The organism is Lacicoccus qingdaonensis, assembly GCF_900101075.1.
GTDB classification, from domain to species: Bacteria; Bacillota; Bacilli; order Staphylococcales; family Salinicoccaceae; genus Lacicoccus; species Lacicoccus qingdaonensis.
Window position 1 is genome coordinate 289,783 of the sequence record NZ_FNFY01000001.1, and the last position, 23,363, is coordinate 313,145.

Annotated in this window: 21 protein-coding genes and 1 other RNA gene; 17 read left to right on the plus strand and 5 right to left on the minus strand. The window is 44.4% G+C overall.

Annotation, left to right across the window (positions count from 1 at the left end; genetic code table 11):
- Positions 1 to 36: 36 nt before the first annotated feature.
- The 9 genes from recJ to BLR15_RS01445 all read left to right on the plus strand — a co-directional run bounded on the left by recJ (position 37) and on the right by BLR15_RS01445 (position 11,148).
- The gene (recJ, locus tag BLR15_RS01400) at positions 37 to 2,310 is read left to right on the plus strand and encodes a single-stranded-DNA-specific exonuclease RecJ (protein WP_092983907.1); all 2,274 of its coding nucleotides are present in this window, start codon (positions 37 to 39) and stop codon (positions 2,308 to 2,310) included.
- Positions 2,300 to 2,818 carry an adenine phosphoribosyltransferase gene (locus BLR15_RS01405; RefSeq protein WP_092983909.1) on the plus strand — a complete coding sequence of 173 codons (519 nt, stop codon included), beginning with the start codon at positions 2,300 to 2,302 and terminating at the stop codon, positions 2,816 to 2,818. The genes recJ and BLR15_RS01405 overlap by 11 nt, the downstream gene beginning before the upstream one ends.
- A gap of 102 nt (positions 2,819 to 2,920) precedes the next feature.
- Positions 2,921 to 5,092 carry a RelA/SpoT family protein gene (locus BLR15_RS01410; protein WP_092983911.1) on the plus strand — a complete coding sequence of 724 codons (2,172 nt, stop codon included), beginning with the start codon at positions 2,921 to 2,923 and terminating at the stop codon, positions 5,090 to 5,092.
- A gap of 9 nt (positions 5,093 to 5,101) precedes the next feature.
- Complete coding sequence (dtd, locus tag BLR15_RS01415; RefSeq protein WP_092983913.1) at positions 5,102 to 5,554, plus strand: D-aminoacyl-tRNA deacylase; 453 nt, start codon at positions 5,102 to 5,104, stop codon at positions 5,552 to 5,554.
- Positions 5,554 to 6,294, plus strand: coding sequence for an N-acetylmuramoyl-L-alanine amidase family protein (locus BLR15_RS01420; RefSeq protein ID WP_092983915.1), 741 nt, complete (start codon positions 5,554 to 5,556; stop codon positions 6,292 to 6,294). The genes dtd and BLR15_RS01420 overlap by 1 nt, the downstream gene beginning before the upstream one ends.
- Positions 6,295 to 6,599: 305 nt before the next feature.
- Entirely contained in the window at positions 6,600 to 7,859 is a 1,260-nt protein-coding gene (gene hisS / locus BLR15_RS01425; protein WP_092983917.1) for a histidine--tRNA ligase, read from the plus strand.
- Between the two features lie 2 nt (positions 7,860 to 7,861).
- Positions 7,862 to 9,622, plus strand: a complete 1,761-nt coding sequence (gene aspS, locus BLR15_RS01430; RefSeq protein WP_092983919.1) for an aspartate--tRNA ligase — start codon at positions 7,862 to 7,864, stop codon at positions 9,620 to 9,622.
- Between the two features lie 361 nt (positions 9,623 to 9,983).
- On the plus strand, positions 9,984 to 10,256 hold the full coding sequence (locus BLR15_RS01440) for a YciI family protein (RefSeq protein ID WP_092983923.1): 273 nt from the start codon (positions 9,984 to 9,986) through the stop codon (positions 10,254 to 10,256).
- 10 nt (positions 10,257 to 10,266) lie between these two features.
- Complete coding sequence (locus BLR15_RS01445; RefSeq protein ID WP_245696457.1) at positions 10,267 to 11,148, plus strand: NAD(P)-binding domain-containing protein; 882 nt, start codon at positions 10,267 to 10,269, stop codon at positions 11,146 to 11,148.
- A gap of 21 nt (positions 11,149 to 11,169) precedes the next feature.
- Here the strand turns inward: BLR15_RS01445 and BLR15_RS01450 are convergent, their stop codons facing one another.
- From BLR15_RS01450 to BLR15_RS13800, 3 genes are read right to left on the minus strand one after another with little or no spacing between them, the layout of a single operon-like run.
- Entirely contained in the window at positions 11,170 to 12,849 is a 1,680-nt protein-coding gene (locus BLR15_RS01450) for a cbb3-type cytochrome c oxidase subunit I (protein WP_092983926.1), read from the minus strand.
- A complete protein-coding gene (locus tag BLR15_RS01455) occupies positions 12,842 to 13,336 on the minus strand; it encodes a cupredoxin domain-containing protein (RefSeq protein ID WP_092983928.1) in 495 nt (164 codons plus the stop codon). Before BLR15_RS01455 ends, BLR15_RS01450 begins: the two co-directional genes overlap by 8 nt.
- 15 nt (positions 13,337 to 13,351) lie before the next feature.
- Complete coding sequence (locus BLR15_RS13800) at positions 13,352 to 13,516, minus strand: cytochrome c oxidase subunit 2A (protein WP_143003906.1); 165 nt, start codon at positions 13,514 to 13,516, stop codon at positions 13,352 to 13,354.
- Positions 13,517 to 13,635: 119 nt separating this feature from the next.
- Between BLR15_RS13800 and BLR15_RS01460 the strand changes: the two genes are divergently transcribed.
- The 3 genes from BLR15_RS01460 to ssrS all read left to right on the plus strand — a co-directional run bounded on the left by BLR15_RS01460 (position 13,636) and on the right by ssrS (position 14,568).
- A complete protein-coding gene (locus BLR15_RS01460) occupies positions 13,636 to 13,869 on the plus strand; it encodes a cyclic nucleotide-binding domain-containing protein (protein ID WP_092983930.1) in 234 nt (77 codons plus the stop codon).
- A gap of 100 nt (positions 13,870 to 13,969) precedes the next feature.
- Positions 13,970 to 14,320 carry a helix-turn-helix domain-containing protein gene (locus BLR15_RS01465; protein ID WP_092983932.1) on the plus strand — a complete coding sequence of 117 codons (351 nt, stop codon included), beginning with the start codon at positions 13,970 to 13,972 and terminating at the stop codon, positions 14,318 to 14,320.
- A gap of 56 nt (positions 14,321 to 14,376) precedes the next feature.
- Positions 14,377 to 14,568: non-coding RNA, 6S RNA (gene ssrS / locus BLR15_RS01470), on the plus strand.
- Between the two features lie 45 nt (positions 14,569 to 14,613).
- On the opposite strand, the gene BLR15_RS01475 is transcribed toward ssrS, so the two are convergent.
- Positions 14,614 to 15,891: a replication-associated recombination protein A gene (locus BLR15_RS01475; RefSeq protein ID WP_092983934.1), complete on the minus strand. Its 1,278-nt coding sequence runs from the start codon at positions 15,889 to 15,891 to the stop codon at positions 14,614 to 14,616.
- Positions 15,892 to 15,979: 88 nt separating this feature from the next.
- On the opposite strand from BLR15_RS01475, the gene BLR15_RS01480 reads away from it, so the two are divergent.
- The gene (locus BLR15_RS01480; protein WP_092983936.1) at positions 15,980 to 16,396 is read left to right on the plus strand and encodes an RrF2 family transcriptional regulator; all 417 of its coding nucleotides are present in this window, start codon (positions 15,980 to 15,982) and stop codon (positions 16,394 to 16,396) included.
- 22 nt (positions 16,397 to 16,418) lie between these two features.
- The gene (locus tag BLR15_RS01485) at positions 16,419 to 18,101 is read left to right on the plus strand and encodes an ABC1 kinase family protein (protein ID WP_092983938.1); all 1,683 of its coding nucleotides are present in this window, start codon (positions 16,419 to 16,421) and stop codon (positions 18,099 to 18,101) included.
- Between the two features lie 32 nt (positions 18,102 to 18,133).
- Here BLR15_RS01485 and BLR15_RS01490 read toward each other — a convergent pair whose 3' ends face one another.
- Entirely contained in the window at positions 18,134 to 19,489 is a 1,356-nt protein-coding gene (locus BLR15_RS01490) for an aspartate kinase (protein ID WP_092983940.1), read from the minus strand.
- A 147-nt stretch (positions 19,490 to 19,636) separates the two neighbouring features.
- Between BLR15_RS01490 and BLR15_RS01495 the strand changes: the two genes are divergently transcribed.
- The 3 genes from BLR15_RS01495 to thrB are packed head-to-tail and all read left to right on the plus strand — an operon-like array spanning position 19,637 to position 22,773.
- Positions 19,637 to 20,839, plus strand: coding sequence for a homoserine dehydrogenase (locus BLR15_RS01495; protein ID WP_092983942.1), 1,203 nt, complete (start codon positions 19,637 to 19,639; stop codon positions 20,837 to 20,839).
- A gap of 1 nt (position 20,840) precedes the next feature.
- Positions 20,841 to 21,917, plus strand: coding sequence for a threonine synthase (gene thrC / locus BLR15_RS01500; protein ID WP_092983944.1), 1,077 nt, complete (start codon positions 20,841 to 20,843; stop codon positions 21,915 to 21,917).
- Positions 21,904 to 22,773, plus strand: a complete 870-nt coding sequence (gene thrB, locus BLR15_RS01505; protein WP_092983946.1) for a homoserine kinase — start codon at positions 21,904 to 21,906, stop codon at positions 22,771 to 22,773. Before thrC ends, thrB begins: the two co-directional genes overlap by 14 nt.
- The last annotated feature ends 590 nt before the right edge of the window (positions 22,774 to 23,363 follow it).

Here is a 23,363-nt window from a genome sequence, read left to right on the forward strand (position 1 = left end):
GGATTTTCCGGGCATTTTTTAAAGGATGTTTATGTTATGTTCAAGTCTAAATATGAATGGAAAGTCCGTAAAACTGACAATGCCATGCCTCAGGAACTGATTGATAAATACCGTCTCAATAATCTGGAGCAGCGCATACTTGAAAACCGTGGCTATGTCACCGATGAAGACCTTGTGCAGCTGTACGACACTGAAACGTACGATGCACATGCGGTCTATCAGATGGACAGGGCAGTGAAAAGAATCGTGGATGCCCTGAGCAATGATGAACGTATCCTGATATACGGTGACTTTGATGCAGACGGCATCACCAGCACTGCCATTTTGTATACAGCACTCAACAAAGCGGGCGGGCATGTGGACTACCTCATACCGAACCGTATCGATCACGGCTACGGACCGAATGTCGAACTGTTTGAAGATCAGGTTGTGGGACAATTCAACCTGGTGATTACAGTGGACAACGGCGTTGCAGCAGTGGAAGAGATTGCATTTTTAAGAGATCGTGACATAGATGTCATCATCGTCGACCACCATGAATTTTCAGAAACACTGCCGGACGCCATCATCGTACATGCAGCGCATGAAGCCGGCGACTACCCTTTTAAATATCTGGCCGGTGTCGGAATCACCTACAAACTGATCTGCGCACTCGGGCTGGAAGATGATGGGATGCTCGGGCTTGTCGCTATCGGAACGGTGGCAGACCTCGTCAGTATCATCGATGAAAATAAAAGGCTCGTCATTGACGGACTGAAACAGATCAATTCGAATCCTTCAACAGGCATACAGACTTTATTATCCGTATCCGGACACAGCGGTCTGGTGGATGAGGAGACGATCGGCTTCGGCATCGCTCCGAGATTGAACAGTTCAGGACGTATTGCGGACGCTTCAATCGCTGTCGAATTACTGCTCACAACGGATAGATCGGAAGCCTTCGAGCTGGCATCGGAACTCGAGCAGCTGAACAGCGAGAGGAAAATGCTCGTTCAGGAAACATTTGAGGACGCGGACATGCAGTATAAGGAAAGTGAAGATGTCATCATAGTCTACAGTGATGAATACCATCCGGGTGTCATCGGCATTGTCGCATCAAGGCTGAATGAAACATATGGCAAACCGGCAGTCATACTGACTCTTGATGGTGATACATACAGAGGGTCTGCACGTTCGATCGACGGTCTCGATTTTCTCAAGATCATCAAAGACAATGATACATTCGTCAAGAAAGCCGGCGGACATTCACAGGCATTCGGTGTTGAAATACCAAAAGAGCATATCGCTGACTTCTGCCACTCTATCGAGCAGTATTTCAAAGATCAGGAATTATCGCTGAAACCGGTCAAATATATCGATCTGATGGTGGAAAAAGACGAATATAAGATTGCTGAATTTGAACGTTTCGAAAACCTGAAACCCTTCGGCCAGGCATTCAACCGTCCGATTTTCATGATCAGTCAGGGCCGTATAAAAAGCCTGAAGCAGGTGGGCAAGGACAGAAATCATATAAAGATCACATTCGAAAATATATCCATAGATACGATCGGCTTCAATTTCGGACATCTGTTCCATGAAGTGTCCCCAGGTGATACCATCAGCCTTGTCGGGACTGTCAATATCAATGAGTTCAATTCCAAAAAATCATTGCAGATGATCATTCAGGATGCAGAAATATCCAACGTCCAGATCCTGGATATGAGAAGTAAAGTAAATCAGAACTTCAAGATGATTTCAGTGGATGATTACTTCGTGATAAGAAACGATGCAGAGAAAAGGGGCCGGAACTATTATCATTACGGAGAGAAACTGCCGTTTGCCATCGATACGCTTGTATTGAGGGATCTGCCTGAATCCCTCGCTCTGCTCGGTGAATCATTGAATAATATCCATGTCTCAAAAATCATCATGATTTTCAACAACAAAGAAGAACTTTATTTTACAGGTGCGCCCGGTTTTGATCTGATTGACGGTTTCTATCAGATGATCCGTGAACGCGACAGCGGCACGATTAATTTGATTGAAGATGCCGTCAGATGGGCGGATCATTTTAATATCAGTATGAAATCACTTAAGATGATCACGGATATACTTGAAGAATTAGAGAAAATCGAAGTGAAAAATGGTATAATAATAAAGAAAGACACCGATGATGAAATTGTTCCGGGCGATATTGAAAATTCAAAAGTCAAATCGGCAATTGAACAAAAAATACAATCAGAATCAAAACTTAAAATGTCTTCAAATCAGGAATTGAAAAATTACATTAAAAGGTTAATCGTAGATGATGGAGGAAATAATGAATCTTAAAGATTATGTATCAGAAGTACCAAATTGGCCAAAAGACGGTGTGAGCTTTAAAGATATTACAACGATAATGGACAGCGGGGAAGCATATAAATATGCGACGGATCAGATTGTCGACTTCGCGAGAGAAAAAGAAGCGGATGTCATCGTCGGACCCGAAGCCCGCGGGTTCATCATCGGTTGTCCAGTTGCTTACAGCATGGGCATAGGTTTTGCACCTGTCAGAAAAGACGGCAAGCTGCCGCGTGAAGTGATCAAGTATGAATACGATCTTGAGTACGGTTCAAATATACTGACAATGCACAAAGATGCGATCAAACCGGGACAGCGCGTGCTGATCACCGATGATCTGCTTGCTACCGGCGGCACGATCGTCGCGACGATCAAACTGATCGAAGAACTCGGCGGCATAGTGGTGGGGATTGCATTTTTGATCGAACTGAAATACCTGAATGGCATGGAGAAATTGATGGATTATGATACCATATCATTAATCTCATATGATTCTTAAGGAAAGTCTGTTAAATCAGGCTTTTTTTGTAGTATCATTTCTTTGTCTTAAAAATTGTAGTATGATAAATCTATCTATTTTATTGTTGAAGGTGGTGAGCCGATGGGCAAAGAATATCCATATACAAAAGATGATGTGTTCAAAATGTGTGAAGCTTATTTGTCAGCCAATGATCTGAGTATGATCAAAAAAGCATACGGTCTGGCATTCGAGGCACATGACGGACAGTTTAGAAAAAGTGGATTGCCCTACATACTTCATCCAGTCCAGGTTGCAGGTATTCTGGCTGAACTGAAACTGGACGGACCGACGATCATTGCCGGCTTTCTGCACGACGTTGTAGAGGATACGGTTTATACGCACGATGACCTTGTGGAGATGTTCAACGAGGAAGTGGCCATAATCGTCGACGGCGTGACGAAGCTTGAGAAGGTGAAGTACCGCTCCCAGCAGGAGCAGCAGGCGGAAAATCACCGTAAGCTGTTTGTCGCGATTGCGAAAGATATCCGGGTTATCCTTGTCAAACTTGCTGACAGGCTGCATAATATGCGGACTTTAAAAGCGATGCCGGAAGAAAAACAGTACAGGACCTCCCTTGAAACATTGGAAATTTATGCACCGCTCGCTCATCGTCTCGGTATTTCAAGTATTAAATGGGAGCTTGAAGACACTGCGCTGCGGTATATTGAACCGAAACAATATTTCAAGATTGTCAGCATGATGAAAAAGAAGCGCAGCGAACGTGAAGAAGTCATCAATGAAGCGATCGACAAAATCGAGGCCGAAATGGGTAAGACGGGCATAGAGGGCTCGCTGTCAGGCAGGCCGAAACATATATACAGCATATATAAGAAAATGAAAAAGCAGAGCAAGCAGTTCGACCAGATTTTCGACCTGCTTGCGGTCCGGGTGCTCGTGGATAACATCAAGGACTGTTATGCCGTCCTCGGTGTCATCCACACGATTTGGAAGCCGCTGCCGGGACGATTTAAGGACTATATTGCGATGCCGAAGCCGAATATGTATCAATCGCTCCATACGACAGTGGTAGGGCCGCAGGGGGACCCGCTTGAAATACAGATCAGGACGCATGAAATGCATGAAATTGCCGAGCATGGGGTTGCTGCACACTGGGCTTACAAAGAAAACAAAGATGTTAAAGTCAAAGATTCGAGAATCAACTGGTTCAAAGACCTGGTGGATCAGGAAACATCATCTCCGGATGCCGAAGAATTCATGGAAGCATTAAAAACTGACCTGTTGAGTGATAAAGTATACGTGTTTACGCCGAACGGCGATGTTGTAGAACTGCCAAAAGGTGCCGTACCGATTGATTTCGCCTATCAGGTGCACTCTGAAGTCGGCAACCATATGATCGGTGCCAAAGTGAACGGTAAAATTGTGACGATCGACCATAATCTTGAGACCGGGGATATTGTGGAAATCAGAACGAGCAAGCAGTCGTACGGACCGAGCCTCGACTGGCTGAAACTTGTCAAATCGAGCAGCTCGAAAAATAAGATCAGATCATTTTTCAAAAAACAGGACAGGGCGAGCAATATCGAAAAAGGCCGGTTCAGTGTAGAAGCGGAAATTAAAAAGCGCGAATACAAACCTGACGATATACTGAAAGACAAATACATCGAACCCGTCCTTGACCGGTATAACCTGAATAACGAGGATGACCTTTTTGCCATGATCGGTTTCGGCGGTGTGACCGCCCAGCAGGTTACCAACCGGCTGATGGAAAAATTCAAGGCAGCTGAGGGATCGACAGCAAACGATATTGAAGAAATCGACCTGAGCCGCCATTATAAAGAGATATCGACAGAATCCGGCGTCTATGTCGAAGGCATGGATAATCTGCTGATCAACCTGTCCAAATGCTGCAACCCGATACCGGGTGATGATATTACAGGATATATTACAAAAGGCCACGGTGTTAAAGTTCATGTATCGAACTGTCCGAACATCGTCAATGAAACCGAACGGATCATCGACGTGGAATGGGTCAAGAATAAGAATAAAGACCGTAAATACCAGGCAGACGTCGAAATCAAAGGTTTTGACCGTACGGGGCTTGTCAATGAAATATTGAATGTCATAGCAAGTACAAAATTCCCGATTACTCATGTGAATGCAAAGAGTGATGTAGATAAATATGCAAGAGTCAACATATCCGTGATGGTGCAGAATACAACGGATCTGTATCGAATAGTGGATAAGATTAAACAACTGAAGGATATATACAGTGTGGAACGCGTATTTAAATGAGGTGAAAAAATGAGAGTCGTTTTACAGAAAGTTTCCGATGCAAGAGTTGTAAAAAATGATTTGTTCAATGAAATCAATCATGGTTATTTATTGCTGGTAGGGGTAAGTGAAGACTCCACTTCTGAAGATGCAAGAAAACTGGCAGAAAAGATAGCCAAATCAAGGAATTTTGAAGACAAAGACGGCAAAATCAACTTGTCGATCAATGATGTCAATGGTGAAATTTTGAGCATTTCGCAGTTTACACTGTATGCTGATACTAAAAAGGGGAACCGTCCGAGTTTTATACAAGCTGCAAAAAGTGAGAAAGCACTCGCGCTGTACAAAGAATTCAACGAAGTGCTCAGTTCTTTCGGTATAACCGTCAAAGAAGGTTTCTTCGGTGAGCATATGAATGTACAAATTAATAATGACGGACCGATTACAATCATTTATGAAGCCAGGGACGGAAAAGTTATCTGATGAATATGTTCAAAAGATGGATGAAACAGGCATTCGAATCAACATTGAAATTTTTAAAATATAGAAAATCATTTTATATGATCCCGTTATTTTTCATGACCATGGCTGTCTTAATCGTTTCAGTTTTATATTTTCTATTCCAGACAGACATTTTCAGTGATGAACCAGAGGAAGAGACGGAATCCATCGTCATCGACTTCGATCAGGGTTCAGAAGTCTCTTTTAACGGTGAAACGATCGTCATCGATCCGGGCCATGGCGGAAAAGATCCGGGGGCGCCGAGTGTGTCGGGTAAGACGGAAGCGGAGATTGTTTATTCCGTTGCTGAAAAAACTGCAGACATTCTGGAGAGTAACGGGGCAAATGTAGAGTTTACGAGAGGCCAGGATGAATTTGCCTCACTGGATGAACGGAAGGCTGACGGCGATCTGTTCATCAGCCTGCACAGCGATGCCATGGAAGACCCCTCGATTACCGGCTTCACCACTTTCTATACTTATGATAATCAGAAGGAATTCGCGGAGACCATGAATGATGCGCTCGATAAATATTCCAATTTCCGCAACCGCGGGACGAACCAGTCCAACTATCAGGTCACATGGCAGCTGGATTATCCGGCGACTCTGATAGAACTTGGTTATTTGAGCAACGAAATAGATGACAGAATGCTGTCGTCAGAAGAGTATCAGGACTTGATGGCGCAGGCGATATCCGAAGGCATTTATAACTATTTAAATTGAATCTCTTGACTTTGAATAGTGGAATGACTATCATAAAAATGAATATGAATGAAATCTGATTTATCCAAAGAGAATATATCATAACGGGTCACAGAGAGTTTACGGCTGCTGAAAGTAAACACCTTTAAAATATATTTGCTGACACTTTGGAGAGGATCCTGATAATATCAGGCGGTGGCAATCGTTATCATGCTAAAGGATTATTTCTTGATGAAATAGTCAAATTAGGGTGGCAACACGACGATTTCGTCCCTTATACCGAGCAGGTATAAGGGGCTTTTTTTATTTTATAAGGAGTGAATATTATGATTCAGATACCAAGAGGTACACAGGATATTCTGCCCGGGGAAAGTTATAAATGGCAGATCATAGAAGACAGACTGAGAGAAATTGCGGCAAATTATAATTATCATGAATTGAGAACACCGATTTTCGAAGCGACTGAATTGTTTGAAAGAGGTGTCGGCGGTTCAACGGATATCGTCAATAAGGAAATGTATACTTTTGAAGACAAGGGCGGCCGCAGTATGACTTTAAGGCCTGAAGGGACGGCACCGGTTGTCAGAAGCTACATTGAAAATAAAATGCAGCATGATGTGAACCAGCCTATAAAAGTATTTTATAAAGAACCGATGTTCAGATATGAAAGAAGACAGAAAGGCAGATACCGTCAGTTTGTGCAGTTCGGCATCGAGGCAATCGGTGTCGAAAATCCTCTGATCGACGTGGAAGTATTGAGTATGCTGATGCATATATACCAGTCATTCGGTTTGAAAAACCTGAAACTTTACATTAATTCTATCGGTGACCATGAGAGCCGGAAAGCATATAACGATGCGCTGGTCGAACACTTCAGACCACGTATTGATGAGTTCTGTTCAGACTGTCAAAACAGAATCAATACGAATCCTATGCGGATCCTCGACTGTAAAAAAGACAGAGACCATGAACTGATTAAAAATGCACCCGTCATCTATAACTTCTTAAATGATGAGTCCAAAGAGTATTTTGAAACTGTGAAAGAAAAACTGACTGAAATCGGTATTGATTACGAAGTTGATTATAATCTCGTCAGAGGACTGGATTATTATACCCACACAGCATTCGAGCTGATGAGTGATGCAGAAGGCTTCGGTGCGATTACAACGCTGTCGGGCGGCGGCAGATACAATGGTCTGCTCGAACTGCTTGACGGACCGAAAGAAACCGGCATCGGTTTCGGCATGAGCATTGAGCGTCTGCTCCTGGCGCTCGAAGCTGAAGGTATCGAATTGGAACAGCCTGAAGGCATCGGCCTCTATGTCTGTACGCTTGATGATAATTCATTCAATAAGGCGGGTACTTTATTGCATGAACTGAGAACCTCAGGCATCAGTGCGGATATGGATTACAAGCAGAGGAAACTGAAAGCACAGATGAAAGATGCGGACAGAAAAAGAGCGCAGTTTGTAATCGTGCTCGGCGAACAGGAGTTTGAAACTGGCAAAGTCGAACTTAAAAATATGAAAAACGGTGAAACACAGAACGTTCAGCTTGATGAACTAGTAAACTATCTGGAGGATTAATAATGACAAGAATATTTGTATCCGAAGTAATAGAAAAAGACATAAACGAGTCAATCCATCTGTCCGGCTGGGTTCAGAGACGTCGTGATCTGGGCGGACTGATCTTCATCGATCTGCGTGACCGCACCGGCATCATTCAAATCGTTTTTAATCCTGAAGTATCCGAAAAAGCGTTGAACATTGCGGAAGATGTCCGCAGTGAGTTCGTCATCGATGTGAAAGGTACGATTGCACAGCGGGATGAGTCACAGGTCAACCATAATATTGAAACAGGAAAAATTGAAATCATCGTTGAAGATATTGAAGTCATTTCGAAAGCGAAAACTCCGCCTTTCCACATTCAGGATGAAACGGTGACGGAAGATGTCAGATTGAAATACAGATATTTGGACTTGAGACGTCCAAAGCTTCAAAATACTTTGAAGCTGCGCCACCAGCTCAAGCAGAGTGTCCATTCGTTTCTGGGACATGAAGGTTTCATAGATGTGGAAACGCCGGTATTGTCCAAATCGACACCTGAAGGTGCGAGGGACTATCTTGTACCTTCACGGGTGCATGAGGGGGAATTCTTTGCGCTCCCTCAGTCCCCTCAAATCTATAAGCAGCTGTTAATGCTGTCTGGCATGGAGAAGTATTATCAGATTGTGAAGTGTTTCAGGGATGAGGACCTGCGTGCCGACAGACAGCCGGAATTCACACAGATTGATATTGAACAGTCATTCGTCGATCAGGAAGACATCATGGCACTGAATGAAAGATTGATCACACAGGTGATGAAAGATATTAAAGGCATGGACATCACTGCACCGTTCCCGAGAATCACATATGATGACGCGATGGCCAAATACGGTGTCGATAAGCCGGATACACGTTTTGACCTGCATCTTCAGGACATAACTGAATTCAGTAAATCAGTCGACTTCAAAGTGTTCAAGTCTACTGCCGAAAGCGGAGGCCTTGTCAATGCAATCGTTGTGCCGGATCAGGCGGATGCCTACTCAAGAAAAGATATCGATAAGCTTGAGAGCTTTGTCAAAATCCACGGTGCTAAAGGATTGGCATGGATGAAGTCCACCGACGAAGGTTTTTCTGGCCCGATTGCCAAATTTTTCGATGATGATAAACAGGATGAACTGAAGCATTTGATGAACATCAATGACAATGATCTTGTACTGTTTGTTGCCGATAAGAAAAAAGTGGTGCATGCATCACTCGGAAATCTTAGAAACAAACTTGCCAAAGATCTGGGTCTGATTGATAAAAACCAGTACAACTTCCTCTGGGTCACTGACTGGCCGTTATTTGAATATGATGAAGAGGAAGACAGGTACTCGGCTGCACACCATCCGTTCACGTCACCTAAAAAAGAGGATGAAGATAAACTGGAAACCGCCCCTGAAGAAGTCAGGGCAAATGCATACGACATCGTACTGAACGGCTACGAACTCGGCGGCGGTTCAATACGTATCCACGATAAGGAACTTCAGGAAAGAATGTTCAGAGCACTCGGATTTACCGATCAGGAAAGAGACGAGCAGTTCGGCTTCCTCCTTGAGGCGTTCACATACGGCGCTCCGCCGCACGGCGGCATCGCCTACGGTTTTGACCGTTTCGTCATGCTCCTTGCAGGAACGGATAACATCAGGGACGTCATCGCTTTCCCTAAAACGGCAAGCGCAAGTGACCTGATGATGAACGCACCGTCTCCAGTATCAGAGGACCAGCTGAAAGAACTGCACATCGATATGGATATAGAAGAATAATTGAAGCGGACTGCCCATTCACATAGGATGGGCAGTTTTTTATTTGAAGTAGGGTGCGGGCGGTGATGCTGTGTGCAGACAGGACGAAAAATGGCGGCAACTGCACACAGGATGACATAAAACGTTTAGATGGGATGAAAAACTCAGTTATCTTCACACAAGCGGGGATAAAATGTGCAGTTGGCATTAAAAATGAGGCTGACTGCACACGAAAAGACATCAATTGTGCAGATAGTTTAAAAACCACCTTTTTTTGAACAGCATCATTTATTTTGACATTTGAATGTATACTCAGCCGACAGTTCCGTTTTAAATATCTGAATAGTTTGATATTATTAAAGTGAAATGGGGGGAAATTGATATGAAATATTTTGCGGTATTTTTGCCGATGATGGATGAACAGAAATCGAAGGATTACAGGGAGGAACATTTAAATTTTCTGGAAGACTTGAGAAGTAATGACACCGTCATAATGAACGGCAGGTTTACTGACGGGGCAGGGGGCCTGGTGATATATAAAGGCAATGACCAGGATGAAATCAAAGCGCTGGTGGAGCAGGATCCATACATTATAAACGGCGCGCGCTACTATGAAATGCATGAATGGGACATGGTGTCCAACTACAATATTTAGGAGTGATTCTATGAATATCGGGTTCATCGGTCTTGGAATAATGGGAAAACCAATGAGTGTCAATCTGTTAAAGAATAAGCAGAATGTATATATCAGCAGTTCAAATGATGATACCAATGACGAACTGGCAAATTACGGCGCGCATGTCATGGCGGATTACGAAGAAGTGGCAGAGCAGTCGGATGTGATCATCTTAATGCTGCCGGATTCTAAAGAGGTGCTTGAAGTGGTGATCGGCAGCAGATTGTATAAAAAGTTCAATCCCGGCACAATTGTCATCGACATGAGTTCCATCAACCCTGAAACCAGCAGGGAAGTCTTCAATGTCATCAACGAGGAAGGTCATCAGTATATCGATGCTCCCGTAAGCGGCGGCGAAGAAAAAGCGAAGGACGGCACACTTTCAATAATGGCAGGCGGAGACCGGGATACTCTCATTGAAATAAAACCGATATTGGAATATATGGGTGCAAGCATCGTACATACGGGGCCCGTTGGTTCCGGCAACTCGGTGAAGCTGGTCAACCAGGTGATAGTCGCAAATAATATTATTGCACTGTCAGAAGGGATTGCGCTTGCAAAGGAACTGGACCTCGATCTGGAGACAGTCTATCATGCAATCAGCGGAGGACTTGCAGGCAGTACCGTAATGGAGACCAAATTCAAGAAGATGGATGAAGAAGAGTACAACCCGGGTTTTAAAATGAAGCTGCATATGAAAGATCTGAACAATGCCTTTGAAAGTGTGGATGGAGATTTTACGAGAAATCTTCCGATCACCAGCCGGATGAAAGAGATCATGGATGGATTACTGAAAGATGACAGTGTCGGTGAAGAGGATCACAGTGCACTGTACAGGCATTACACCAATAAAAAAGACCGCAGACAGTAAAATTGTCTGCAGTCTTTATTTTTACCAGAGCTTGAAGCCTTTTGCATCTGGTATATTTTCGGTGAACATCTGCGTAATCGGTACGGTATAGGCGATCAGCAGAAGGAATACCGTAATGATGATGAGGACTCTCCAGTTTTCGACCCATTTGGTGGTCGGTACACTCTGGTCCATCATCGGTGCGACCGGGAATTCCTCGACCTCTGCAGTTTTAGGACCGGTCATGAGCTGGATGAACAGGATGACTGCGATGATGATGGCGACGAACAAAAATGTGCCGCCGACCGCCTGCATAATCTGATAAGTGATCCACTCCTGTGCAATATCCGCTCCGCCGTATTCTGAGAATGTCGAACGTCTCGGTGCGCCTCTCAGACCTGCAAAGTGCATCGCGGCTGACATCAGACCCATTCCGAACGTCCAGGTATAGCCGAGATAGAGACCCATATTATTCAGCTGCTTTGTAATTTTACGACCTGTAATATGCGGGAGCAGGAACATCATGATACCGAAGTATGTCAATATGACCGGTGCACCTACGGTGATATGGAAGTGTCCGACAACCCAGATGGTGTTATGGACCAGCTGGTTCATCTGACCCGACGCATTGATGATACCGCCGATTCCGCCCGGGATGAAGAACAGCATGCCGAGAAACGGCAGTACAAATCTGGCATCTGTCCATGGCAGTTTTTTAAACCAGTCGAGCAGTCCCGTCGCCCCGAGTTTACGACCGTGTGTTTCAAATACTGCGAATAGACTGAACGCCGTCATCAGTGAAGGCACAATAACCGCGAATGTCAGTACAACCTGCAGTCCTTTCCAAAATGCATCAATACCCGGTTCGGTCAACTGGTGGTGTATACCGACTGGAATACTGAAGAATAAAAACAGTACAAAGCTCATACGCGCAAGATTATCTGAAAATCCTTTCGTACCGAGCACTTTCGGAATGACGACATACCATGACATATAAGCAGGCAGCAGCCAGAAATATACGAGGGCATGACCGAACATCCAGAAAAGTGTACGGCTCAGGGAAACATTGATTGTCTCCACTATGCCGAGAGACCACGGAATGTACTGGAAGATGACCGACAATGAAACACCGATTGTACATACGAGCCACATGACGTTGTTGACTGATGCCATAAAACTGAGAAGCGGTGTCTTATGTCCTTTGAATTCACGTCTCCATCTGAAGTAGCGCATCAGCTGTCCGATAACGGAAAACCATGTCCCGATGATGATGACAGCAAGCGCTATATAATAGAACGCATGTGCCTGCAGCGGCGCATAAAACGTATAAAGTACAGATGCTTCATTGGTCGCAATCATGGCAGCAGCAACCAGAGTTCCTGCTGACATCAGCCAGAAACCGATCCAGCCGAGTAATCTTTCCCTGTCGTTGAATGCACCTGCCGAGCGTGACAACGATGCAATCTGGAAGCCCATGATAAAGAAGAAAGTCAGTACAAGAGCAAGAATGACGCCGTGCAAAGTAAGAAGCTGATAATAGCCGATGCCAAAAGGCAGTTCGAACATGCCGGCTCTGATGAATGTCTGGAGCATGCCCGCAGATCCGCCGATGAGCAATGCGATAATGACCCAGATCATATTTGCCAAAACTAATTTGCCGTCTTTTTTATCCACCCTGTTGTTGAGTGAAAAAAGCTGGTCTGGATGTATATTTCTACTCATTTGCTTCTGCACCTCCCTCGACTACTTTGATTGTCGATGTCATGTCTGTATGACCGACACCACAGTATTCATTACAGACAATCAGATATTCTCCGACATTGTCGAAATTTGTACGATATGTAGAAACCAGTCCGGGTTCAACCATCATATTGATATTCGTATTGACCACCTGAAAACCGTGGACAACATCGGTTGATACGACCTGCACCTTCACCCTCGAACCTTGCGGTATTTCCACTTCACTCGGTTCATAGTTGAAAGCGCTGGCAACAAAGTATAAATTGTAGTCAAATTCATCGTCATCCGACTCATACAGACCCGGTTCTGCAAACCTGTCATCATCTCTCACATATTCAGGATTTATCGTTTCAATCCCGCTTGCGGCCGGTGTGTGGCCGGCATGCACGGCAGAAACACCGAGGATTACAAGGAAAATAATCAGCGATCCGGTGCCGACGCTCATCCATATTTTTTCAAACTTATGCATTTTAAATCATCCTTTCTACATTCTATCCAGAAATAGTATAAAAGCGCCGAACCAGCTGACGAAAATCAAACCGCCGAGAAACATGACCATCATGAATGTCCCTCTTAAATCCAGTTTTGAGTGATCCACATCATGAGTTTCAGAGTTTTCCTGTATTTTTTCTACCTTCTTTTCAGTCATCATCTCACTCCTAAACAATAATTATTCTTAATTAAGATGTTAAATAAATTCGTCAAATAAAGAAGTGATAAAAGTCACATATTGTGATAATATTTTATATAAGAAAGCGGGGTGTTGATATGGTGGAAGAGCTTACATTCAAACCGGAAATGATTGTGAATTTGCTGAAGGAAAAAGGTAAGATATTGAAATTGCAAAAAGGTGAATATGTGTTTCATCCCGGGGATACAGCGAGATATGTCTACTGCCTGGATGAAGGTGAGATATTCATCAGCAGAATGCAGGAAGACGGGCGCGAAATGATTACGAATTATTTGAGTATTCGGAGCTCTGACACTGCACTCTGCCAATAAAGAACACACTACATACGCAAGAGTTAAAAAAGATTGTACACTTTATAAATATGAAAAAAGACAGTTTGAACAATTCATATTATCCAATGAAGATATAAAAATGGAATGGCTGCACTGGCTGGATATCGACAGGGAAAGAAATGCCTCAAAGATGCGGGATATGTTTTTGTACGGAAAGCGGGGGGCACTGCAGTCTGTACTGATTCGTCTGACGAATTCATTCGGGCTTGAGACAGAGGACGGCATACTGATTGACACCCAGCTGACAAACCAGGAACTTGCAGGATTATGCGGCACTTCGAGGGAAGTGGTCAATAGAATGCTGTCGGATCTGAAAAAGCAGGAAGTGATCAAGGTTGAGTGTAAATATATTACCGTTGTTAATATTGAGGCACTGCGGAGTAATATAAACTGTGACAGATGCACCATTGATGTATGCCAGATTTTTTAATGGAAATTCTTTTTGCTTCTCAAAATTTCAGAGGTGTGTTATAGTATATCTAATAGAAATATCTGAGAGGTTCGTGATGTGTTGAATTAAATTTTGACCTAACACCTTTTAAATCGGGAGTCTAATAGGTTTTCCTTCAAAAAACACGCCTAGCCATTAGGACGTTTGGAGTTGGAAACAGGACACCCACCTGCACTTAGCAGGCCAAAATTATCAGCTGAAACACACGGCTTTAGCTTGGATATTTCGAAAATTAAGCACCGGCTGCATCTGCGGCCGGTGCTTTTTTCAATTCATTTTTTATTGAACAGTGATTTGATTTTGGAATATATTTCATCCAGCTGTGCTTCATATTTGGTGTTTGCAGTCGGCATGAAATATTCCCTATCTAGGAGCGTGTCCGGTAAATACTGCTGCGCGACGATATTATTCGGGAAGTTGTGGGGATACTGATATCCGACTGCATTGCCCAATTTTTCGGCACTTGCATAATGACCGTCTTTCAAATGTTTCGGAACCGTGCCGGATCTTCCTTTTCTTATGTCGGAAAGGGCATTGTCGATACTCTTGTATGCACTGTTTGACTTTGGAGACAGTGCAAGTTCGATCACCGCGTTGGCGAGCGGTATTCTTGCTTCAGGGAAGCCCAGCCGCTCAGCAGAGATGATCGCATTTAAAGTGCGCGTTGCCAGCTGAGGGTTGGCAAGGCCGATATCTTCATAGGCGATGACGAGAAGACGCCGTGCGATTGTCACGAGGTCACCCGCTTCTATCAGCCTTGCCAGGTAGTGTAAACTTGCGTTGACATCACTGCCCCTGATCGATTTCTGGAAGCCGCTCATCACGTCGTAATGGGCGTCGCCGTCCTTGTCGTGCAGAAATGCTGTCTGCTGCATGCATGCTTTAGCATCATCCAGTGTGATGTGTACCAAATCATCAACGGGTTTTGTACTGAGTGCTGCGAGTTCAAGGGCATTGAGCGCACTTCTTACGTCGCCCTGGGCGGATAGTGTGAAGTGGTCCATGGCATCTTCATCAATTTCAATATTCAAATTGCCGAGGCCGCGTTCACTGTCCTCGAGCGACCTCGTCACTGCGAGTTTCACGTCTTCCGTGTCCAGCAGGTCAAGTTCGAATATCTGTGTTCTCGATCTGATTGCGGGGTTTATTGCATGATATGGATTGGAAGTTGTCGCACCGATCAGGATGATTGTCCCTTTTTCCAGATGCGGCAGAAGAAAATCCTGTTTTGCCTTATCCAGGCGGTGTATCTCATCGAGAAGAAGTATGACCGTTCCGCTCATCTTTCCTTCCTCAACAATCTGCTGCATGTCTTTCTTTGTATTTGAAACTGCGTTCAAAGTTCGGAACATATATTTTGTAGAGCCTGCTATGGCACTTGCTATACTGGTTTTTCCGATTCCAGGAGGACCGTATAAGATCATGGAAGACAGCCTTTTGGCATCTACCATCCGTCTGATGATCCCACCTTCTCCCACCAGGTGTTTCTGTGAAATCACTTCGTCTATCGTTCTTGGACGCATGCGATAACTTAATGGTTGTGTCGTCATATTTTCACCCAACTGTTTTATTATGATATATTTAATATATTACAACAAAAATCAACTTATTAAAAAGTTTAGTATTCAGAGGTGTATTATGAAAATATCAACTCGTGGCAGATATGGATTATATTTTATGCTGGCGCTGGCCAGGGATTATGGAGAAAAGAAAAGAAGTGTGAAATCCGTTGCGACAGAACGTGAAATCAGTGACTTATATCTGGAACAGATTGTGGCCAGTCTGAAGAAAGAAAGCCTTGTGAAGAGTACGAGAGGCGCATATGGCGGCTATGAACTGAACCATCCACCTGAAGATATAACCGTCGGTCAGATCTTCAAAACGGTGGAGGAAAACATCGTTGCTGTGGAAAGTGATGAAAAGGACAGCAAGAATGAAAGGTTCCTATGGGGAAGGATCAGGGATGCCATCAGCGATGTACTTGATCATACGACTTTGAAAGATATGGTGGATTACGACGGCGAAGGTCTTGATGATTATATGTTCCATATTTAAATAATTATTCTGGAGTTTTTATATGATAATAAAAAAGCGCATTGAATATATAAACCGCTACAGGGAAATTGCGAGTAATTTTTCATCGGCCGGCTTCGGATTCCTTGTTGAGGAGCTTGGTCTGGATGAGCTGTTAAGTCTGCCGAAAAGAATCATATTGAGACAGGCTAAAAGTGATGAGGAAAAATCAAGAGGTGAACGGATACGGATATTCATCGAAGAGATGGGCACGACTTTCATCAAGCTTGGCCAGATTGCCAGTACACGGCCGGACCTGATACCGAAGGATATCATCGACGAACTCGAAAAACTTCAAAGTAATGTACCGCCGTTTGCCTTCGAAGATGTGAAGAAAGTGATTGAGGAATCACTGGATGTCAAAACTGAAGATGTCTTCTTTTCGATAGAAGAAACCCCGATCGGCTCTGCATCGACAGGGCAGGTGCATAAGGCAGTGACTGCTGACGGCCTGACAGTGGCGGTCAAAGTCCAGCGCCCGAACATTGAAAAAAGGGTCCGGACCGACCTTGAGATACTTCATCACCTTGCGACTCTTGCCGAACAGCGCATGGAGTGGGCAAGGCAGTATCATCTGACCGACATGATTGAAGAGTTTTCAGAAGCAATTCTGGATGAACTGGATTATACGATTGAAGCGAATAATGCCGATAAGATCCGTAAACAGTTTGAACGGGACAGCAAAATCAAAATTCCGGAAATGATCAGGGAACTGTCTACGAAAAACGTCCTGGTCATGGAGTATATAGACGGGATACCGATCAGTCATCACGAAGAACTGGAAGCACACGGCTACTCCAGGGAAGTACTCGCTGAGCGTCTTTCCAATGCACTTTTCCATCAGGTCATCGTCGAAGGATTTTTCCACGGCGACCCCCATCCAGGAAACGTCAGTGTGCTTGAAGATGAAACGATTGCCTTCATGGACTTCGGAATGGTAGGCAGACTGTCACAGGATATGAAATATAACTTCGGCACACTGCTGATTGGCATGATGCGAAAAGATGCCTCGGGTGTCGTCAAGGCCATTGTGAAAATGGGCGTGGTGCCTGCAGGTGTCGAGATGAATGTACTGAATCGCGATGCTGAAAAACTGAGGGATAAGTATTATGATATCCCGCTCAGTCATTTGAATATCGGCGAAGCGGTGCAGGATATTTTCCATATTGCAAATAAACACCGGATCGGCCTGCCGCAGGATTTCACAATTCTCGGCAAGTCGCTCATCACACTGGAGAGCGTAGTCAGCAGCCTTGATCCGGAATTCAGCATCATGGATATTGCCGAACCATTCGGCAGAATTCTCGTGAAAGAGAAGTATGATCCGAGGAACATGGCTTCAAGGGCATATAATAATCTGCAGGATGTCGGTGATACAGCAGTGGATGTTTCCAATAACCTGAAAATATTTTCAGAATCACTGCGTGAGAAGAAAGTGCCGGTGCAGCTGTCGTTAAGAAGGTTCGAAGAACTGTTCAGAAGAATGGACCGGATCGGTAACAGATTATCATTCAGCATCGTCCTCTTGTCTTTCAGCATCATCATGGTCGGACTGATCGTCGGAGCGGCGATTGCCGGACAGACAACGGTGATCTGGCAGATACCGGCGATAGAAATCGGCTTCGTTCTTGCGGTGTTTTTATTTCTGGGACTTTTATATTCAATATTCAGATCCGGAAGATTTTAAAAGAGGTATCCAAAAATTTGGATACCTCTTTCTTAGTCTATATTTCTGAAATATTCTTTATACACTGCATTGAGCGCTTTGTCATACTCGCTCATTTTAACTGCAAAAACCATACTGGATTCAGAAGCACCCTGATTCATCATCCTGATGTTCACATCATTTTCAGTGAGTGCTTTAGTCGCCTTGTTGGCAAGGCCGACAGTATACTCCATGCCTTCACCGACGATGACCAGCAGGGCGAGATCTCCTTCCGTCTCCACTTTTTCAGGTTCCAGCTGATCATTGATATCTTCTGTGATCAGTTCAGCCTTGTCCTCAAGGTTTTTGTTCCGGACAATGATCGAAATGTTGTCGATACCGGACGGCATATGTTCAACCGACACCCTGTGGTTCTCAAATATCTGCAGCAGTTTTCTCATATACCCGACCTGACGGTTCATCAGATAATCTTTGACTGAAATTGCTGTAAATCCTACGTCACAGCTGATTCCAATGACGGGGATGTCTTTTATGAGTTCACGTTTGGATACGATTTTTGTCCCTTCGATTTCGGGTGCATTGGTGTTTTTTATCATGACCGGTATTTTTACCTGATAGAGCGGCTCCAGAGCTTCATCGTGGAAAATGCCGAATCCTGAATATGAGAGCTCCCTCATTTCACGGTAAGTCAACTCTTCGATTGCGTGGGGATTGTCGATGAAACCTGGATGGGCGGAATATATATGACTCTGATCGGTATAGTTCTCATATATTTCTGCATCCAGTCCGCGTGCGACTATGGCACCTGAAATATCGGAACCGCCTCTTGGAAATGTCACGATGTTGCCGTTTTTCGACATTCCGAAGAATCCCGGGATGACGATGACTTCTTCGGTGCTTTTCAGTTTGGAGATATTGTCATAAGATTCGTCCAGAAGCTTGGCATTGCTTGCCTCATCAGTGACATAGATCCCCGCTTCCTCAGGTGAATAATATTTCGCAGGCGTCCCTTCCTGCGACAGATATTTCGCGAGCATCTGTGCGTTGAAGTCTTCACCGCACGACTTCAGTGCATCGAGGAGGCGGTCATTATCTGTAATATTTTCAAGATATGACAGTATCGTCTTTCTGAATTTATCCAGCAGGTCGAAGTCGATCTCGAGACCGGTGATGATTTCCTCATATCTGCTCAATATCGCATCGAGTGCTTCATTGTACGGCAGTCCCGTTATTTTGTTTGCATGAAGCGCAATCAGCAGATCGGTCACTTTAATATCTTCTTCGAACCTCTTACCGGGTGCACTGACGACCACTGCACCGATATCGCTGTCATTTTGAATGATATTTGAAACTTTTTTGAGTTGTGTTGATGATGACAGGGAACTGCCACCGAATTTTGCTACTTTCACATGCAGACATCCTTTAACTGAATTTTAGACCTAATAATACATCAAAAATTAAGAATTGTGTAGACTATATCATTATTTTCTTGAATTTTTCAACTTTTCACTCTAATATGGATAGTTATAAAGTATTTAAATGGAGGATTCTAGCTTATGAAAATTGCTGTCTTAGGAATGGGCACTGTGGGTAGCGGTGTCGTTAATGTATTGAATACTAATAAAAACAAAATTGAATCATTACTTGGTGAGGAAGTGACCGTCACCCACGTACTTGCTAAAAATATTGACAAGGCACGTGATATTGATTTATCCGGCATTCAACTTACTGATAAAGTTGAAGATATTTATGAAGCGGATATTGATGCTGTCATAGAAGTGATGGGCGGCATTGACAACACCTATGAAATCATACTTCAATTTTTGAAAAATAGAATCCATGTGGTCACTGCAAACAAAGATTTACTTGCTGAAAGAATAGATGATCTCGTTGCAGTCGCAAACGAGAATGAAGTCCACCTGAATTATGAAGCGAGTGTGGCAGGCGGCGTACCGATCATCAAAACGATTGAAAACTCTTTGAATGCCAACCAGATTTCAGAAGTGATGGGCATTTTAAATGGCACTACCAACTATATACTCACTAAAATGACCGTCGATGGTTGGACATACGACGATGCTCTGGAAGATGCTAAAGCAAAAGGATATGCAGAGGCTGACCCGACAAATGATGTCGAGGGCATCGATGCACTGAGAAAAATCGTTTTATTATCAAGACTTTCCTTCAATAAAAAAGTCGACATCAAAGATGTACCGAGCATCGGCATTACAAAAGTCGAAAGTGAAGATATCCAGATTGCGAAAAATCTCGGCTATGTCATGAAACTTGTCGGTATCGGCAAGTACAGTGACAGCCTGAGTGCGAGTGTGGAACCGATCTTCTTCAAGGCGGACCACCAGCTTGCATCTGTCAATTATGAAAAGAATGCTGTGTATGTCATCGGCAACGCAGTCGGCGAGACGATGTACTACGGCCCTGGTGCCGGAAGTCTTGAGACGGCAAGTGCGGTCGTTTCCGATCTGATTGATGTTTTGACGACACCAGTCAAGGGCAACTTCGCACCGTCTGAAAAAGCGGTCATTCAAAACGAAGAAGTAGAGTATCAGTATTACTTACGCTTCAATAATGATGAATCGGCAGTCAAGTCTGCTTTGAATGATGCGGGCATCGGTCATGAGTTGAATAATGAAAATGACAATGTTGTAGCAATCACTGAAAAAGTGAATAAAAATCAATTGGATGAAGCGCTCGTCGGTCTGGAAACCGCGGCAAGATATCCTGTCATAGGAGATGAGTAGAATGGCGTACTGGAAAGGTTTGCTTGAAGAGTTCAAAGAATATTTACCGGTGACGGAAGATACACCGGCATTATCATTACAGGAAGGCAATACGCCATTGATTCCTTTGAATTCATTCAGTGAGGAATATAATATCAATGCCTTCGCCAAATTTGAGGGCTTGAATCCGACCGGCTCATTCAAGGACCGCGGTATGGTGCTTGCAGTCGCAAAGGCGAAAGAAGAAGGTGCGCATACCGTCATCTGTGCTTCAACAGGCAATACGTCCGCTTCCGCAGCGGCATATGCATCCAGGCTCGGACTGAATACGATCGTCGTCATACCGGAAGGCAAGGTTGCCCTTGGTAAAATTGCGCAGGCGATCGTCTATGGTGCAAAGATCGTCTCCATTCAGGGCAACTTTGATGATGCCCTGAAAATCGTCCGTAAAATTGCGGAAAACAATGAAGGCATCACTCTTGTGAACTCTGTGAATCCATACAGAATCGAATGCCAGAAGACATCCGCATTTGAAATCGTTGACGCACTGGATGAAGCGCCGGACTACCTCTTCATTCCAGTCGGCAATGCAGGTAACATTTCTGCCTACTGGAAAGGTTTCAAGGAGTACAATGAGAAAAAAGGCTCCAAACTGCCTAAAATGTTCGGCTATGAGGCAGAGGGTTCAGCTGCAATCACAAAAGATAAGATTATAGAAGCGCCTGAAACTGTGGGCACTGCGATCAGAATCGGCAACCCGACAAGCTGGACTCTGGCAACGGATGCACGGGATGAATCCGGCGGTATTATCGACTCTGTGACAGATGATGAAATCTTAAATGCGTACAGCCTGCTTGCCCGTAAGGAAGGTATTTTTGCAGAGCCCGGTTCGAATGCGAGTATCGCAGGACTGTTGAAGGCACTGTCCGAAGAGAAAGTGAGAGAGGGGAGCACTGTTGTCACAGTGTTGACGGGCAACGGACTTAAAGACCCTCAGACGGCTGTCGATGAAGCGGCTGTCCAGCCTAAAGTGCTTCCGAACGATGAAGCGGTCATCATCGATTATATCGAAAGTCTGAAAAACGATGAAACAGATTGACTTAAGGATTCCGGCTACAAGTGCCAATCTTGGGCTGGGATTTGATTCCATCGGTGTCGCAGTCACTAAGTTTTTAAAGATCAGAGCATATGAGAATGCTGAATTCAAAGTTGATTTTTTGAATTCTGACCTGGATATCCTGCCGCCCGGCGAGGATAACCTTGTCATTTCCACCGCGAAGAGTATTGCCCGAAAGTATAATAAAGAGATGCCGCCCGTAAGAGTGGAGATGGACAGTGAAATTCCGCTCGCACACGGGCTCGGCAGCTCATCGTCCGCAATCGTTGCGGGCATCGAGATTGCTGCATATTTTTGCGACCTCAATCTGTCCGACCATGATAAGATCATGCTCGGCTGTGATATTGAAGGCCACCCGGACAACATCGGACCGTGCATCACCGGCGGGGTGTTCGTCGGTTATTACAACCACGGTGAACTTTATTATCATGTATTGGATGATATCGACTTTTCGCTGATTGTATCCGTGCCAAACTACATGATCAACACGAACGAGGCGAGACGGGCACTGCCGGATTCATATTCAAGACAGACAGCGGTGAATCAGAATGCGATTACCAATGTCATGCTATTTTCATTATTCAACAAAGAGTATGTGGATATGGGCAGACTGATGATGAAGGATCAGTTCCATGAAATATACCGCAGACCGCTGATCAAGGAGTTTGATGAGATTAAAGATGGTGCACTCAGGAAAGATGCCTATGCGACGGTCATCAGCGGCGCGGGGCCAAGCGTCATGACGCTCTGTGCCAAAGACGATGTGCAGGGAATTCTTCGGGAATTGAAAAAGATTGACAATGTCGAACATGAAGAACTTGAAATCTATAAAAAATAACAGGCTTTGTGCCTGTTATTTTTTGGTGCGCCCGGCATGGGTGACAACTTGGTGGTGAAAGTCCACTACAGGCTTGGCAGTAGGAACTGTTAGCTGACGGCAAGGGTGTCCATCGTGAGGTGGAATCTGAAGGAAGCCTGAGGCAAACACTCGCACTGACGGACAGAAACTTCATAACAAGGCTGACTTGGCGCGGACGAGCTAACCGAACATAGTAAAGTCCAATACTGCCCAGACGCCATACAGTAAATGAAGCAGTGACATGAGTGGAAGGTTGTCAGTCTTACCCGGGGAGGTCTCACAGGCGGCAGATGCCGTAGTAACAACGAACTGTGAGAAGTCAGCCGAGGTCGTAGTAGGTTGAATACCGAAGGACCGAACAATATTCATACAAAGTATAGAATGGAGGTTAACGATTCACGATGATTACAGAAAACAACATGGGTTGGCAGACTGCGGAGAGATAGGGCAGCACCCGAAGGGTATGCAGATGCGTATAGTGAATCGGTAGGTGAAATGAAAGAAATGTATCGTGAGTCCGCATCACTGATGCGGCAAGTTGTCAGTCATGACAATTTAATCAAAGCCAT

What these genes read in the sequence shown, in the direction of transcription:
- recJ (WP_092983907.1), top strand. Translation starts at nt 37, where the DNA reads ATGTTCAAGTCTAAATATGAATGGAAAGTCCGTAAAACTGACAATGCC.
- BLR15_RS01405 (WP_092983909.1), top strand. Translation starts at nt 2,300, where the DNA reads ATGAATCTTAAAGATTATGTATCAGAAGTACCAAATTGGCCAAAAGAC.
- BLR15_RS01410 (WP_092983911.1), top strand. Translation starts at nt 2,921, where the DNA reads ATGGGCAAAGAATATCCATATACAAAAGATGATGTGTTCAAAATGTGT.
- dtd (WP_092983913.1), top strand. Translation starts at nt 5,102, where the DNA reads ATGAGAGTCGTTTTACAGAAAGTTTCCGATGCAAGAGTTGTAAAAAAT.
- BLR15_RS01420 (WP_092983915.1), top strand. Translation starts at nt 5,554, where the DNA reads ATGAATATGTTCAAAAGATGGATGAAACAGGCATTCGAATCAACATTG.
- hisS (WP_092983917.1), top strand. Translation starts at nt 6,600, where the DNA reads ATGATTCAGATACCAAGAGGTACACAGGATATTCTGCCCGGGGAAAGT.
- aspS (WP_092983919.1), top strand. Translation starts at nt 7,862, where the DNA reads ATGACAAGAATATTTGTATCCGAAGTAATAGAAAAAGACATAAACGAG.
- BLR15_RS01440 (WP_092983923.1), top strand. Translation starts at nt 9,984, where the DNA reads ATGAAATATTTTGCGGTATTTTTGCCGATGATGGATGAACAGAAATCG.
- BLR15_RS01445 (WP_245696457.1), top strand. Translation starts at nt 10,267, where the DNA reads ATGAATATCGGGTTCATCGGTCTTGGAATAATGGGAAAACCAATGAGT.
- BLR15_RS01450 (WP_092983926.1), bottom strand. Translation starts at nt 12,849, where the DNA reads ATGAGTAGAAATATACATCCAGACCAGCTTTTTTCACTCAACAACAGG.
- BLR15_RS01455 (WP_092983928.1), bottom strand. Translation starts at nt 13,336, where the DNA reads ATGCATAAGTTTGAAAAAATATGGATGAGCGTCGGCACCGGATCGCTG.
- BLR15_RS13800 (WP_143003906.1), bottom strand. Translation starts at nt 13,516, where the DNA reads ATGACTGAAAAGAAGGTAGAAAAAATACAGGAAAACTCTGAAACTCAT.
- BLR15_RS01460 (WP_092983930.1), top strand. Translation starts at nt 13,636, where the DNA reads ATGGTGGAAGAGCTTACATTCAAACCGGAAATGATTGTGAATTTGCTG.
- BLR15_RS01465 (WP_092983932.1), top strand. Translation starts at nt 13,970, where the DNA reads ATGGAATGGCTGCACTGGCTGGATATCGACAGGGAAAGAAATGCCTCA.
- BLR15_RS01475 (WP_092983934.1), bottom strand. Translation starts at nt 15,891, where the DNA reads ATGACGACACAACCATTAAGTTATCGCATGCGTCCAAGAACGATAGAC.
- BLR15_RS01480 (WP_092983936.1), top strand. Translation starts at nt 15,980, where the DNA reads ATGAAAATATCAACTCGTGGCAGATATGGATTATATTTTATGCTGGCG.
- BLR15_RS01485 (WP_092983938.1), top strand. Translation starts at nt 16,419, where the DNA reads ATGATAATAAAAAAGCGCATTGAATATATAAACCGCTACAGGGAAATT.
- BLR15_RS01495 (WP_092983942.1), top strand. Translation starts at nt 19,637, where the DNA reads ATGAAAATTGCTGTCTTAGGAATGGGCACTGTGGGTAGCGGTGTCGTT.
- thrC (WP_092983944.1), top strand. Translation starts at nt 20,841, where the DNA reads ATGGCGTACTGGAAAGGTTTGCTTGAAGAGTTCAAAGAATATTTACCG.
- thrB (WP_092983946.1), top strand. Translation starts at nt 21,904, where the DNA reads ATGAAACAGATTGACTTAAGGATTCCGGCTACAAGTGCCAATCTTGGG.